Source organism: Variovorax sp. FG153, from assembly GCF_057809595.1.
Genome location: NZ_JBMDKG010000050.1, coordinates 1 through 13313, shown reverse-complemented (window position 1 = coordinate 13313; position 13313 = coordinate 1). Strand labels below are relative to the sequence as shown.

Annotated in this window: 14 protein-coding genes and 1 pseudogene; 8 read left to right on the top strand and 7 right to left on the bottom strand. The window is 72.5% G+C overall.

Annotated elements, in window-relative coordinates; all coding sequences use genetic code 11:
* Positions 1 to 30: 30 nt before the first annotated feature.
* The 4 genes from ACODT0_RS34790 to ACODT0_RS34775 all read right to left on the bottom strand — a co-directional run bounded on the left by ACODT0_RS34790 (position 31) and on the right by ACODT0_RS34775 (position 3286).
* The gene (locus tag ACODT0_RS34790; RefSeq protein ID WP_057594385.1) at positions 31 to 477 is read right to left on the bottom strand and encodes an META domain-containing protein; all 447 of its coding nucleotides are present in this window, start codon (positions 475 to 477) and stop codon (positions 31 to 33) included.
* Positions 478 to 590: 113 nt separating this feature from the next.
* Positions 591 to 1892 carry a type II toxin-antitoxin system HipA family toxin gene (locus ACODT0_RS34785; protein ID WP_413764590.1) on the bottom strand — a complete coding sequence of 434 codons (1302 nt, stop codon included), beginning with the start codon at positions 1890 to 1892 and terminating at the stop codon, positions 591 to 593.
* A gap of 41 nt (positions 1893 to 1933) precedes the next feature.
* The gene (locus ACODT0_RS34780) at positions 1934 to 2233 is read right to left on the bottom strand and encodes a helix-turn-helix transcriptional regulator (protein WP_413762044.1); all 300 of its coding nucleotides are present in this window, start codon (positions 2231 to 2233) and stop codon (positions 1934 to 1936) included.
* Between the two features lie 132 nt (positions 2234 to 2365).
* Positions 2366 to 3286 carry a tetratricopeptide repeat protein gene (locus tag ACODT0_RS34775; RefSeq protein WP_489043331.1) on the bottom strand — a complete coding sequence of 307 codons (921 nt, stop codon included), beginning with the start codon at positions 3284 to 3286 and terminating at the stop codon, positions 2366 to 2368.
* 36 nt (positions 3287 to 3322) lie between these two features.
* On the opposite strand from ACODT0_RS34775, the gene purE reads away from it, so the two are divergent.
* From purE to ACODT0_RS34760, 3 genes are read left to right on the top strand one after another with little or no spacing between them, the layout of a single operon-like run.
* Positions 3323 to 3865, top strand: a complete 543-nt coding sequence (gene purE / locus ACODT0_RS34770; protein WP_057594388.1) for a 5-(carboxyamino)imidazole ribonucleotide mutase — start codon at positions 3323 to 3325, stop codon at positions 3863 to 3865.
* A complete protein-coding gene (locus tag ACODT0_RS34765; RefSeq protein ID WP_057594389.1) occupies positions 3862 to 5043 on the top strand; it encodes a 5-(carboxyamino)imidazole ribonucleotide synthase in 1182 nt (393 codons plus the stop codon). The genes purE and ACODT0_RS34765 overlap by 4 nt, the downstream gene beginning before the upstream one ends.
* A 7-nt stretch (positions 5044 to 5050) precedes the next feature.
* Positions 5051 to 6052 (top strand): L-threonylcarbamoyladenylate synthase, encoded by a 1002-nt coding sequence (locus ACODT0_RS34760; protein WP_057594390.1) that lies wholly within the window; start codon positions 5051 to 5053, stop codon positions 6050 to 6052.
* A gap of 26 nt (positions 6053 to 6078) precedes the next feature.
* On the opposite strand, the gene ACODT0_RS34755 is transcribed toward ACODT0_RS34760, so the two are convergent.
* From ACODT0_RS34755 to ACODT0_RS34745, 3 genes are all read right to left on the bottom strand, one after another.
* A complete protein-coding gene (locus ACODT0_RS34755; protein ID WP_479671078.1) occupies positions 6079 to 7677 on the bottom strand; it encodes an alpha/beta hydrolase family protein in 1599 nt (532 codons plus the stop codon).
* Between the two features lie 119 nt (positions 7678 to 7796).
* Positions 7797 to 9248, bottom strand: coding sequence for a D-alanyl-D-alanine carboxypeptidase/D-alanyl-D-alanine endopeptidase (gene dacB, locus ACODT0_RS34750; RefSeq protein WP_489043330.1), 1452 nt, complete (start codon positions 9246 to 9248; stop codon positions 7797 to 7799).
* 8 nt (positions 9249 to 9256) lie between these two features.
* Entirely contained in the window at positions 9257 to 9844 is a 588-nt protein-coding gene (locus ACODT0_RS34745; protein WP_489043329.1) for a GDP-mannose pyrophosphatase, read from the bottom strand.
* A gap of 79 nt (positions 9845 to 9923) precedes the next feature.
* On the opposite strand from ACODT0_RS34745, the gene ACODT0_RS34740 reads away from it, so the two are divergent.
* The 5 genes and pseudogenes from ACODT0_RS34740 to ACODT0_RS34720 all read left to right on the top strand — a co-directional run.
* Positions 9924 to 10694 (top strand): DeoR/GlpR family DNA-binding transcription regulator, encoded by a 771-nt coding sequence (locus ACODT0_RS34740; protein WP_489043328.1) that lies wholly within the window; start codon positions 9924 to 9926, stop codon positions 10692 to 10694.
* A gap of 66 nt (positions 10695 to 10760) precedes the next feature.
* Complete coding sequence (locus ACODT0_RS34735; protein WP_489043327.1) at positions 10761 to 11795, top strand: DMT family transporter; 1035 nt, start codon at positions 10761 to 10763, stop codon at positions 11793 to 11795.
* A complete protein-coding gene (tsaB, locus tag ACODT0_RS34730) occupies positions 11788 to 12516 on the top strand; it encodes a tRNA (adenosine(37)-N6)-threonylcarbamoyltransferase complex dimerization subunit type 1 TsaB (protein WP_489043326.1) in 729 nt (242 codons plus the stop codon). Before ACODT0_RS34735 ends, tsaB begins: the two co-directional genes overlap by 8 nt.
* A complete protein-coding gene (gene rimI / locus ACODT0_RS34725; RefSeq protein ID WP_057597908.1) occupies positions 12513 to 13067 on the top strand; it encodes a ribosomal protein S18-alanine N-acetyltransferase in 555 nt (184 codons plus the stop codon). The genes tsaB and rimI overlap by 4 nt, the downstream gene beginning before the upstream one ends.
* A pseudogene (locus tag ACODT0_RS34720) lies at positions 13064 to 13313 on the top strand (uracil-DNA glycosylase family protein); the annotation flags it as partial. The gene rimI and the pseudogene ACODT0_RS34720, both read left to right, overlap by 4 nt.

Below are 13313 nucleotides of genomic sequence, written 5' to 3'. Positions count from 1 at the left end.
AAAGGGCCGGTTCTCCGGCCCTTTTCCTTTTCAGCGTCCCGAACTCAGGGTTGCCACCGTGCGTCCGCCCGCGTCGAGCAAGGTCAGCCGTCCGGGCGCCAGCCGGTAGCTGGTCGTGCCCTGCAGCACCGCGAGGAACTGCGCCTCGGTCGCACCGCGCACCGGGTCGGCGCAGGCCATGCGGGTGGCGGCGATCTGGCCGATGCGCAAGGCGCTGCCGGTGCGCGTGTACGAGCCCGAAATCCGGTTGCAGCCGCCCGAGCCGGTGACGCGCGCGTTGGCGCGGTCGAACTGCAGCTGGGCGTCGCTGCCCGGCGCGATCGCTTCCTCGCCCAGTTGCGACAGGCGCCACACCGGGCCTTCGATCGGTTCGTCGAGGTTGATGCCGCTGCCGCAGGCGGTCAGCAGTGCCGCGAGCGCGGTGGCAGCGAGGGTGGGAAGCACGCGCAGGGCGGCAGGGCGGGCGGAGAAGCGCATGGCCGGTCGGTCCTTTTGACGAATCTGCAACAAGGTGAAATCGGTGTGATCGTATGCGAGCCGGCGTGGCTCGCCAACGCCGGGGGCCAGTGGGTGTTCGCAGGCCCGCGCACTCAGCGCGGCAGGTCGGCCGCGAGCGCCACGCCGCCATCGAGCCGCGCCTGCACGCAGCGCCGCACCGCGGGCGGGATGGCCTCGTCGGCCAGCAGCGCCGGCCACTCGGCGCGCGCCTGGCGCACCGTGTCGCGTGCGATCGCGAGCAGCCGCGCGGGACGCAGCAGCCCGGCGTCGCGCAGCAGCGCCTCGAGCGCGGCCCAGCCGAAGCCGCGCAGCTTGGCGTCGATGGCGCGGTTGACCGCGTAGTCGCCGCCGGGCACCTGCTCGAAGAAGGCGGCCACGCAGACCGGGTCGTAGAGCGGCGCGAGCACCGGCGCCACGCCATCGGGATAGCGCAGCGCCCAGTTCTTCAGGTGGGCATCGCTGTTGCCCAGCAGGATGAAGGCGACGATGCGGCGCACGAACTCGCGCACGTCGGCCACCGGGTTCGGCGACAGCCGGTCGAGCACGCGCAGCATCGCGGGTCCGTCGATCGCGAGGCCGCGGCCATATTTCTGGCGCGGCTCGTACTGCAGCACCTGCGCGAATTCCTCCATGTGGATGCGCCCGCCGTCGGGCGTGCGGTCGAAGCGGCGCACCGCGAGGATCTGCTCGAACGGCAACTGCTCGGGCAGGTCGGCGTCGGCGCGGCCGATCACGCTGGCCTCGGCGCAGTCCAGGCCGAGCGCGCCGCACAGGCGGTAGCCGGCGATCTCGTTGGCGACCAGGTCGGGGTGGCGCACGGTCGGCAGCTTGAGAATGAAGGAGCCGGCCGCGCCGTGGCGCCGCACCACGTAGCGCCGGCCATCCTGCACGGCCGAGAACTTGGTCACCACGCCGGGGATGGCGGCCGCGTCCTCCACCGGCAGCTCGACGAAGCCGGGCTCGAGCACGTCGAGCCCGAGCGCGGTGTGCCAGTGCCGCACCGTGTCGGGAATGCCCTCGGCCGGCGGCACCGGCTCGACCTCGATCGCGCCCATCAGGTCGTGCCCGGCGGCGGCCAGCAGTTCGAACTCGTCGTCGGCGCGGCAGCCGCGCTGCCGGGCGAGGCGCTCGCGGTTGTGGCCCTCGGGCAGCAGGTTCTGGAAGTAGGCGGGCCAGTGGCCGTCGCCGCGCGACACCCGCGCATCGCGCGCCGAGCCCAGGATGGCGCGCGTGGCGGCCTCGTCGGCGCCGCGGTAGGCCAGCGACAGCGTGGGGCGCGCCGGGTCGTCGACGTAGCCGGGGTCGAACGAGACGCGCAGGATGTCGCCGTACTGCGAGAGCCAGCCGATGGAGCGTCGGCGCGAGGCATCGCCGCCCGGGGCGTGCAGGTACATCCGCAGGTAGCGGATGCTGGTGCCGAAGGCGGCGCCGGCGGTCAAGGGCCGAGGCTCTGGGCGATGGAGGGCGGCGCCTCGATGCCGGCCGGCTGGCCGAGCAGCCGGCCGCCCGCGCGCACGAAGTCCTCGAGCGTGGGGCGCAGCGCCGCGGGCACGGGCATCAGCCCGAGCCCCAGCACGCGCGCCATCTCGAGCAAGGTCGACAGCCGCGGGTCGATCTGGCCGCTCTCGATGCGCTGCACCGTCATGCGCGACAGCCCGGCGGCCTTGGCCAGCGCCTCCTGGCTCAGGCCGGCCGCCTTGCGGGCCTGCTCGAGTTCCTGGATCAAATGGATCATTGGAGTGATCTTTTCAGGAAAAAAGAGTATTGATAGTAGCTATACGGAAGTGAATCAGCAAATAAAAAAAGCGACCCTAAAGTCGCTTTTCAATGAAATTGCGCACTCAAATGCGCTTTTGACTCGATCGCCTCAGCTCAGCACCACGCTGCTGAGCCGGCGCCGGTAGGTCGCCACGGTCGGATCGTCGGGCGGGATCTGGCCGTCGGCCACCTTCACCTTCGGCGGCTCGATCAGCTCGAGGATCGCCACGTAGGTCTTGCGCGCGAGTTCCTCGTTCCAGCTCTTGTCGCGCATCAGGATCTCGAGCAGCTCGTCCATCGCGGCAGTCCATTGCTGCTGCGCGACCAGCAGGCGGGCGCGGTCGAAGCGGGCCTGGAAGTCGCGCTTGTTGGCCGCGATCTTCGCGTCGAGCTCGGCCACCGCGGGTGCCGCGCCCGTGGGCGGGGCCGCGAAATCGATCGCGTCCATCCAGCGCTGCAGCGCATCGAAGCGGCGCACCACCGAGGCCTTGGCGATCACGGGCGCGAAGGCCACCTTGGCGTCGTCGGCGCGGTCGAGCTGCAGCAGCAGCTTCACGTAGTCGAAGCGCGCGTCATCGTTGGCCGGGTCGGTGGCCACAGCGTGCTGCAGCTTCTCGAGCGCGCCCTCGGTGTCGCCCTCGGCCAGCGCCTCCTGCGCCGCCTCTTCCTCGGCGGCGGCCTCGGCCTCGTCGGCACCGGGCACGTGCTTGTCGAGGAATTCGCGGATCTTCTCGGCGGGAATGGCGCCGACGAAGCCGTCGACCGGCTGGCCGTCCTTGAACATCACGCAGAACGGGATGCTGCGCACGCCGAACATCTCGGAGAGCTGGGAGGAGATCTGCGGCACCTTGTCGGCGTCGAGCTTGGCCAGCGTGAAGCGTCCGGCGTACTCCACCTCGAGCTTTTCGAGCACCGGCCCGAGCTGCTTGCAGGGGCCGCACCATTCGGCCCAGATGTCCAGCAGCACCGGCCGGGCGAGGGAGGCTTCGATCAGCTCGTCCTGGAAATTTTCGAGAGTGATGTCGATCATCGGGAACAACTGGGGGTGAAACGTAAAATTGGAACCATGAACGAAACCATTCAGGTCGGTGTGGTGATGGGCTCGAGCTCCGATTGGGAGACGATGCGCAACGCGGTCGAGATTCTCCAGCAATTCGGCATCCGCCACGAAGCGAAGGTGGTCTCCGCCCACCGCATGCCCGATGCGCTCTTCGCGTACGCCGAAAGCGCCGCCGGGCGCGGACTCGCGGCGATCATCGCCGGCGCGGGGGGCGCGGCCCACCTGCCGGGCATGCTGGCCTCCAAGACCACGGTGCCGGTGCTCGGCGTGCCGGTCGCCAGCCGGCACCTGCAGGGCGTCGATTCCCTCTACAGCATCGTGCAGATGCCCAAGGGCGTGCCGGTCGCCACCTTCGCCATCGGCAACGCGGGCGCGGCCAACGCGGCGCTGTTCGCGGTCTCGATGCTGGCCGTCAACGACCCCGGCCTGCGCGCCAGGCTCGACGCCTTCCGAGCGGCCCAGACCGCCGCGGCCGAGGCCATGGCGCTGCCGCCCGTGGAGCCGGCCCCGGTTTCTCCTTTCTCGCCGCAAGGCGGAGGTGCCCTGTGAGCAACAGCAAAGGCGACCTGCCGATCCTCCCGGGCGCCACGCTCGGCGTGCTCGGCGGCGGCCAGCTCGGCCGCATGTTCGTGCATGCCGCCCAGCGCATGGGTTACTTCACCGCGGTGCTCGACCCCGATGCCGACAGCCCGGCCGGCCGGGTCAGCCACCACCACATCCACACCGACTACGGCGACGTCGACGGCCTCGCGCGGCTGGCCGGCCTGGCCGACGCCGTGACCACCGAGTTCGAGAACGTGCCCGCGCCCTCGCTCGAGCACCTCGCGGTGGCGCGGCCGGTGGCGCCCGCCGCGCCGGCGATCGCGATCGCGCAGGACCGGATCGCCGAGAAGGCCCATTTCGGCCGCTGCGGCGTGGCCTGCGCGCCCTACGCGGCGATCGAGACCGCGGCCCAGTTGGCGGCGGTGGAAGACCGGCTCCTGCCCGGCATCCTGAAGACCGCGCGCCTGGGCTACGACGGCAAGGGCCAGCAGCGCGTGCGCACGCGCGCCGAGCTGGTCGAGGCCTGGCAGGCCACGGGCTGCGTGCCCTGCGTGCTCGAGAAGCTGCTGCCGCTGGACTTCGAATGCTCGGTGATCGTGGCGCGCGGCCGCGACGGCCAGCTGGTGCACTTCCCGCCCCAGCGCAACCTGCATCGCGACGGCATCCTGGCCGTGACCGAGGTGCATGGCCAGAACATGCCCAAGACCGTGGCCCAGGCCGCGATCACCGCGGCCAAGAACATCGCCAACGGCCTCGGCTACGTCGGCGTGCTGTGCGTCGAGTTCTTCGTGCTGGCCGACGGCTCGCTGGTGGTCAACGAGATGGCGCCGCGCCCGCACAACAGCGGCCACTACACCATGGAGGCCTGCGACGTGTCGCAGTTCGAGCTGCAGGTGCGCACCCTGGCCGGCCTGCCGCTGGCCATGCCGCGCCAGCACAGCCCGGCCGTGATGCTGAACCTGCTGGGCGACCTGTGGTTCTCGGCCGGCGACGACAAGCCGGTCTCCCCGCGCTGGAGCGAGGTGCTCGCGCTGCCCGGCGCCCACCTGCATCTGTACGGCAAGATCGAACCGCGCCGCGGCCGCAAGATGGGCCACCTGACCTTCACCGGCGCCGACGCCGACCAGGTGCGCGCCATCGCCTCGCAGGTCGCGCTGCTGCTCGGCCTGCCGCCGGTGGCATGAAGGCCGCATGATCCTCGACGGTCCATCGCCCGCAGCCATCGCCGAGGCGGCGCGCATCCTGCGCGCCGGCGGGCTGGTGGCCTTTCCCACCGAAACCGTCTACGGCCTCGGTGCCGACGCCAGCAACGACGCGGCCGTGGCCGGCATCTTCCAGGCCAAGGGCCGGCCGGCCGACCATCCGCTGATCGTGCACGTGGCGGCCGGCACCAAGGGCACCGAGGCGCTGTCGCGCTTCGCCCAGCCGCTGCCGCCGTTCGCGCAGAAGCTAGTGCAGGCCTTCTGGCCCGGACCGCTGACCCTGATCGTCACGCGCCAGCCCGGCGTGGCCGCCGCCGCCGCGGGCGGGCAGGACACCATCGGCCTGCGCTGCCCCTCGCACCCGGTCGCGCAGGCGCTGCTCGAGGCCTGCGCCGAGCAGGGCGTGCCCGGCCTCGCGGGCCCGAGCGCCAACCGCTTCGGCCGCGTGAGCCCGACCACCGCGCAGCACGTGTTCGGCGAATTCGGCGATACCGTGCCGGTGCTCGACGGCGGCGCCTGCGAGGTCGGCATCGAGTCGACCATCGTCGACTGCAGCCGCGGCGCGCCGGTGCTGCTGCGCCCGGGGCTGATCACGCGCGCGCAGATCGAGGCCGCCTGCGGCGAACGCCTGCGCGACCGCGAGCTCATGGCGATGCCCGACCCGCGCGCCTCGGGCACGCTGGAGGCGCACTACGCGCCCGACGCCAAGGTGCGGCTGATGGACGCCAAGGCGATCCAGACCGGCCTCGACGTGCTCGGCGCCAATGCCGCCCACATCGCGATCTGGACCCGCAGCGCCGTGCGCAGCCGTTCGCAGCGCGTCGTGCAGCGCCGCATGCCCGACGACGCCGCCGCCAGCGCGCAGCAGCTGTTCGCGGTGCTGCGCGAGTTCGACGCCGAGGGCGTCAAGCTGATCTGGGTCGAGACGCCGCCCGACACGCCCGAGTGGGAGGGCGTGCGCGACCGCCTGCAGCGGGCGGCCGCGGCCTGAAATCGGGATCGGGCAGCCTCCCAGCCTCAGCCCCCCGCTGCCAGCACGCCCTGGAAGAAGCCGCGCGCCGCCGCCAGGCAGAACGGCGGCGCCAGCGTGCCGTGGTAGGCCAGCATCACGGCGCGCGCCTTGTCGGCGTCGCTGCCGCCGGTGCTCTGCGCGAGCACGTCCTTGGCCTGGGCGAAGCCGGCGCGCGCGGCCGAGTAGGCGTCGGTGGTCGCGCTGTCCTCGAGGTCGACCACGGTCAGCCGCTCCGACGGCACGCCCTTGGCGCGGAAGTAGCCGGCGGTGGCCCGGGTGCTCAGGAAGTTGACGGTCGGGTCCTGTGCGCCGCCGCACATCAGCACCGGCCTGGCCGGCACCCAGTTGCGCAGGTCGTTGGCGCGCGCCGCCTTGCGGAAGCCCAGCGTGGGCGCGCAGTCGAGCGGCGTGGCCGAGTTCAGCGAGGCGGGGGTGGCCTTCAGGGCGTTGCCGGGGCAGGGGCTGCCGTCGATGTCGTTGGAGGCGCGCGTCAGGTAGCTCTGGCGCACCAGGTTGCCGGCGCCGTAGAAGATCGACAGCGAGGGATCGACCGGGCCGGGCGTGGCGCCGGCCGGATACAGCGCGAGCTGCGGCAGCTTGCCCTGGGCGATCAGCGTGCTGGTGGGCGTGAGGCTGGGCAGCAGGGTGTCGATGCCGGTCGCGTACTGCGCCTCGTAGATGTCGCTGGTGTTGCTGTAGACGTCGCCGAACTGCTGTTGCCAGCTGGTCGACAGCAGCGGCACGAACAGCGTGCTGCCGAGCGCCGGCCAGCCCTTGAAGTTGTAGTCCACCAGCAGGCTGATGGCCGAGGGTGCCGACAGCGGCGCCGAGGCCGTCACCGTCTTGCCCGTGGCCTGCAGCTCGCGGTGCGCGGCCAGCGCCACGTAGCCGCCCTGCGAATAGCCGGTGACGAACAGCGAGCCCGCGTCCGAGGCGTCGATGTTGGCGAAGGTCTTGCGCGCGGCGGTCAGCGCATCGACCATGTCCTTGCCCTGCTGGTCGCCGTTGAGGTAGGGGTGGTAGGGCAGCGTCGACTTGTCGTAGCCCGCGTAGTTGGGCGCGACCACGATGAAGCCCTGCGCCGCCAGCATGGCCGCGACCACCACGCCCTCGCCGGCGGCGGCCTGGTTCACGTCGGCCCACTTGGCGATGTTGTAGTCGCGCGCGGCGTTGGTGCCGTGGGCGTACAGCACGATCGGGCGCGGGCCGCTGCAGGCCGCGTCGCCGCCGCGCGGCACCATGATGGCGGCCGTGGCGTTGGTGGCCTCGCCCTTGCCGCCGACGGTGCGGTATTCGAGGTAGCGCGTGTCGATGCCGCACTTGGGCGTGCCCGACACCTGCAGCAGCGCCTTGCCCTTGTCGTCGAGCTGCAGCAGCGTGCGGAAATCGCCGGCCGACAGGCTCAGCACGCGCTCGGGCGGATTGGTCACGACCGAGCCGCGGCCGGTGTCCTCGGGCGGCGGCGGCGCGGGCGGGAAGGTGCCGATGCCGAAGCCGCCACCCCCGCCGCCCCCGCCGCAGGCCGAGAGCAGCAGCGTCGCGCTCGCGAAGGCGGCGGCGAGCAGGTTGCGGGAAGGGGAGGGTGGCGGTACGAGGCTTGGCACGTCGGGGTCTCCTGGATCTTCGAACGAACGGGCGTTCGATTCTGTCAGCGCCCCGGTGCCATGCAAGCAGTGCTTGCCTGCACAACGTTTTCAGTACAGGCCGCCGGGCCCGCGGTCGTTCAGTTGTCCTGCGCGGTCCAGTCGACCAGCGCGTCGAAGGCCGCGCGCGCCGCGCCCGCGTTCTCGGCGTTGGCGATCGCCACCAGCACGTAGCGCCGGCCGCTCGCGCCATGCACGTAGCCGGCGATGCCCGAGGCGTCGCGCAGGGTGCCGGTCTTCAGGTGCGCGGCGCCGCCCGAGCGCAGCGTGCGCTTGCGCAGGGTGCCGTCCACGCCGAGCGCGGGCAGCGAGCCCACGAGCTCGGGCATCACCGGCGAGCGCCAGGCCACCTGCAGCATCCTGCCGAGCGCGGCCGCGCTGATGCGCTCGTCGCGCGACAGGCCCGAGCCGTTCTCGAACACCGGCGGCGCCTCGCCGGTGCCGATGCGGTCGCGCCACCACTGGACCAGCGCGCCGCGCGAGGCCTCGAAGGTGCCGCGGTTCTTCTGCGTGAGGCCGAGGGTCAGGAACACCTGCTGCGCCATCACGTTGTTGCTGTACTTGTTGATGTCGCGGATCACCTCGGGCAGCGGCGGCGAGGCGAACTCGAACGCCGGCTTGAGCCCCGCGGGCACGCGGCCCTCGCGCATCTGGCCGCCCACGCGCCCGCCCATCTCGGCCCACAGGCCGCCGATGGCGCGCAGCGCGTAGCTGCGCGGATCGGCATAGGCCACGGCCCAGCTCTTCTCGCCGCAGGCGGCGGGAAAGCCGCCGTTGAAGCGGATGCGGTTCGGATCGCCGTAGTCGGCGCGCAGCGCCGTGCGCCAGTCGCCGCATTCGCCGGGCGAAAGCGGCACCGTCTGCGGCATCGCCACGGCCGCCAGCGGCGGCTCATAGCTCACGCGCGCGAACTGGCCGCCGCGGTCGGGCACGAAGGTCATGTTGACCGACTTGAAGTTCAGCAGCAGCGCATCGGGCGAGGCGTTGTAGGGGCGCAGCGGCTCGCCGTCGAAGGCGCCCGGGTCGTTCTCGACCGTGTTCTCGAAGGCGCTGCGGTCGATCACGATGTCGCCGCTCACGCTCGTGATGCCCAGGCCCTGCACGTGGCGCAGCAGCAGCCACATGCGCTCGATCACCAGCTTGGGATCGCCCTGGCCCTTGATGTAGAGGTTGCCGTTGAGCACGCCGTTGGCGATGCTGCCCTCGACGTAGACCGGCGTGTTCCAGGTGTAGGCCGCGCCCAGCAGGTCGAGCGCCGCGTAGGTGGTCACCAGCTTCATGATCGAGGCGGGATTCACAGGCACCTGCGTGCGCCAGGCCAGCCGCGGCGGACGTACGCCGTCGGCATCGGCGACCAGCATGGTCACGGCGTCGCGCGGCAGCTTGGCGCGGGCCAGCGCGGCATCGACCTCGGCCGGCAGCGGCTGCTGGGCGTGGGCGCCGGCCGCCAGGCACAGCGCGAAGGCGCAGAGCGCGCGGGAAGGACGGGAAGGGCGGGGGAGGGGGAGGCGTGCGACGGTGACAGCGGGCATGCGGCCCATTATCCCGGCGCGAAAAGATGCAGCCGCGCGTGGTACAGCAGCAGGATCGTCTTCGCGTCCGCGATGCGGCCGTCGGCCACCATGGCCAGCGCCTCGTCGATGCCGAACTCGAGCACCTCGATGTCCTCGCCCTCCTCGGCCAGCCCGCCGCCCGCGCCCACGCGCATCGAGGGCTCGTACTCGGCGACGAAGAAGTGCAGCTTCTCGGTCACCGAGCCCGGGCTCATGAAGCATTCGAAGACCTTCTGCACCGCGCCCAGCCGGTAGCCGAGTTCCTCCTCGACCTCGGCGCGGATGCGTTCCTCGGGCGCCGCGTTGTCGAGCAGGCCGGCCGCGGCCTCGATCAGCAGGTCGTCCCAGCCGTTGACGAAGGCCGGGTAGCGGAACTGCCGCGTCAGCAGCACCGTGCGCCGCGCGCGGTTGTAGGCCAGCAGGGTGGCGCCGTTGCCGCGGTCGTAGGTCTCGCGGTGCATGCGCTGCCAGCTGCCGTCGCTGCGGCGCCAGTCGAAGGCCGTGGTCTTCAGCGTGTACCAGTTGTCGGAGAGAAGGGTGACTTCGTGCACCCGGACGCGGTCTTGCAGGGTCATGGCGGCGAGCATAGGTGCGAATTCGTGCAATAACAAGAAAATTCGTGCAATCGCGTGAAGCCGCCGCTACCATCGACCCATGCTCACCCGGCAGCGCAAGCAACACATCCTCTCGGTCCTGGCGCGCGACGGCCAGGTGGTCGCCAAGCCGCTCAGCGAGGCGCTGGGCCTGTCGGAAGACACGATCCGGCGCGACCTGCGCGAGCTCGCCGCCGAGGGCCGGCTGCAGCGCGTGCACGGCGGCGCGCTGCCGCTGGCACCGGCCGAGGCCGACCTCGCGGGCCGCCAGCGCATCGCGCCCGGGGAGAAGGTGGCCATCGGCCGCGCCGCCGCGCGCATGGTGCGCCCGGGCCAGGTGGTGTTCGTCGACGGCGGCACCACCGCCGTGCAGCTCGCGCGCCACCTGCCCCTGGACCTGCGCGCCACCGTCGTCACCCACAGCCCGCTGGTGGCGGCCGAACTGGCCGGCCATGACCGGCTCGAGCTGCTGCTGATCGGCGGGCGGCTGTTCCGGCATTCGATGGTGGCGGTGGGCGCGGCCGCGATGGACGCGATCTCGCGCGTGCATGCCGACCTCTTCTTCCTGGGCGTCACCGGCGTGCATGCCGAGGCCGGCCTGACCACCGGCGACAGCGAGGAGGCCGAGATCAAGCGCGCGCTGATGGCCGCGGCCGCCGAGACCGTGGTGCTGGCCTCGTCCGAGAAGCTGGGCGCGGCCTCGGCCTGGGTCGTGAATCCGGTGCGCGCGGCCGCGCGGCTGCTGGTGTCGCCCGAGGCGCCCGAGAAGGCGCTGGCGCCGCTGCGCCGGGCCGGCCTCGCGATCGTGCGCGGCGATGCCGCGCCTGGCTGACCCCGCCGCAGGCCGCGATTCGCCCCCGCCGGGCGCAGTCCGCGGGGCCCCTCGATAATCCCGGGGATGCCCGCCGCGCCCCCGATGTCTCCCCCTGTCCGTCTCTCCCCCCGCACCGTCGGCATCGGCGCGGCCGTGATCACCGTGCTGGTGTGGACCGCCTTCATCGTCATCGCGCGCGCTTCGGCCGGCCGCTCGCTGTCCCCGTTCGACATCGCCTTCGCGCGCATCTGCGGCGCCAGCCTGGTGCTGGTGCCCTGGGGCGCATGGCTCGTGATGCGCGCCCGCGCGGGCGGCGCGCAGGCGGCCGCCTCCTTCTTCGGCCTGTCGCCGCTGTCGCTGCGCGTCACGGCCATGGCCGGCGTGTTCGGCGGCGTCGCCTATGCCGTGTGCGCCTACTGCGGCTTCTTCTTCGCGCCGGCCAGCCATGCCTCGGTGCTGCTGCCCGGCAGCCTGCCGCTGTGGACCACGCTGCTGGCCGCGCTGGTGCTGCGCGACCGCATCACGCCGGCGCGCGCGCTCGGGCTGGCGCTGATCGTCGCGGGCGACCTGCTGGTGGGCGGGCGCAGCCTGCTGCATGCCTTCGAGGGCGGCGAGGTCTGGAAGGGCGACCTGCTGTTCATGGCCGCGGCCTTCTGCTGGGCCTGCTACAGCATCGTGGTGCGCCGCCACGGCCTCGACGCCGTGCGCGCCACCATCGCCATCACCGTGTTCGCGCTGCTGAGCTACGTGCCGGTCTACAGCCTGCTGGTGGCCGGCGGCTGGGTTGCCAGCCGCATCGGCAGCGCGCCCTGGGGCGAGCTGGCGTTCCAGATGCTGTTCCAGGGCATCGGCTCGGTCGTGGTGTCGGGCATCACCTTCACGAAGATGGTCCAGCACTTCGGCCCGGTGCGCACCACCATGATCACGGCGCTGGTGCCCGGCCTGTCGGCGCTGGGCGCGGTGCTGTGGCTCGACGAGCCGCTCTACTGGAACCTGATCGCCGGCCTGCTGCTGGTGACCGCCGGCATCCTGTTCGGCGTGCAGAAGCCGGCGCCCGCGCGCGCTGCCGGCCTGGTGCCGGCCGTGGCCACCGTGGCGGGAGGGCGTCGCGATGCCTGATGTGTTGGCCTTCGACACCAGCACCGAGCAGCTGTCGATCGCGGTGCGCCGCGGCGAGCGCGTGTGGACGCACGAGGGCGCGGGCGGCGCCCAGTCCTCGGCCACGCTGATCCCGCTGATCCAGCAGCTGCTGGCCGAGGCCGGCCTCGCGCTGGCGCAGCTCGACGCCATCGCCTTCGGCCGCGGCCCGGGCTCGTTCACCGGGCTGCGCACCGCCTGCGCGGTGGCGCAGGGCCTGGCGCTCGGCTCGGGCGTGCCGCTGCTGCCGGTCGACACCCTGCTGGCCGTGGCCGAGGAGGCGCGCCATGCCTTCGGCGCCCGGCGCACGGTGGCGCTGCTCGACGCGCGCATGGAGGAGATCTACGCCGCGCGCTACGACTTCGAGGCCCATGGCCCGCTCGGCGAGCCCGCCGCCGGTGGCGAAGGGCCGCTGCTGATGGCGCCCGAATCGCTCGCGGTGCCGGCCGGCTGGGCGTTGGCCGGCAATGCCTTCGCCGCCTACGGCGAGCGCCTGCCGGCCGCCGCCGCGCGCCACGCGGTGCTGCCCACGGCCGCCGCCATGCTGCGCCTGGCCCCCGCGCTGTTGGCGGCAGGCCGCACCGTGCCCGCGGCGCAGGCCTGGCCGCTCTACGTTCGCGATAAAGTGGCGCAAACCACCGAGGAGCGTGCCGCCATCAAGGCGGCCGCCGCCCACCACAACACACCGCCCGCGACCGCATGAGCGCCCTCCCGCAACCCGTGGAAGCCCGCCTCGAGCCGCTCACCATCGAGCGGCTCGACGCCGTCTGCGCCGTCGAGCAGACGGCCTACAGCCATCCCTGGACGCGCGCCAACTTCACCGACTCGATCGCCGTCGGCTACCACTGCCAGTGCCTGCTGGCGCCGGTCGCCGGCACCGGCATCGAGGCGGCGCGCCTCTCGCCGGTCACCAGCCTCGGCGAGATGCTGATCGGCTACTTCGTGGCCATGAAGGGCGTCGACGAGGTGCACCTGCTCAACATCACCGTGGCGCCGGCCTTCCAGCGCCAGGGCTGGGCGCCGCTGATGCTCGAGGCGCTGACCGGCTGGTCGCGCGCCCAGGGCGCCCAGTGGCTGTGGCTCGAGGTGCGCCAGAGCAACCGGCGCGCGCTCGACATCTACCTGCGCCAGGGCTACCGCACGGTCGGCGTGCGCAAGGGCTACTACCCGGGCGCCGAGGGCGGCCGCGAGGATGCGATCGTCATGAGCATGCGCCTCAACGAAACAGGCAGTGCCTGGGGAGCCTTGCGATGAACGCCGCCGTGCAGACCCTGCGGCTCGATGCGCGCCAGCGCGCGATGCTCGACGAGATGGGCGTGAAGGTCTGGTGGCCGGTGCCCGAGGCGGCCGAGGTCCCCGTGGCCGTGGCGCCCGCGCCGGTGGTGGAGGACGAAGCCGAACCGATCGACATGCCGCCGCCGGACGCCCGCCACGACGCCCGTGACGACCCCGCCCCCGAACCCGAACCGGTCGCGCCGCGTGCCCCGGCCGCCGCGCGCG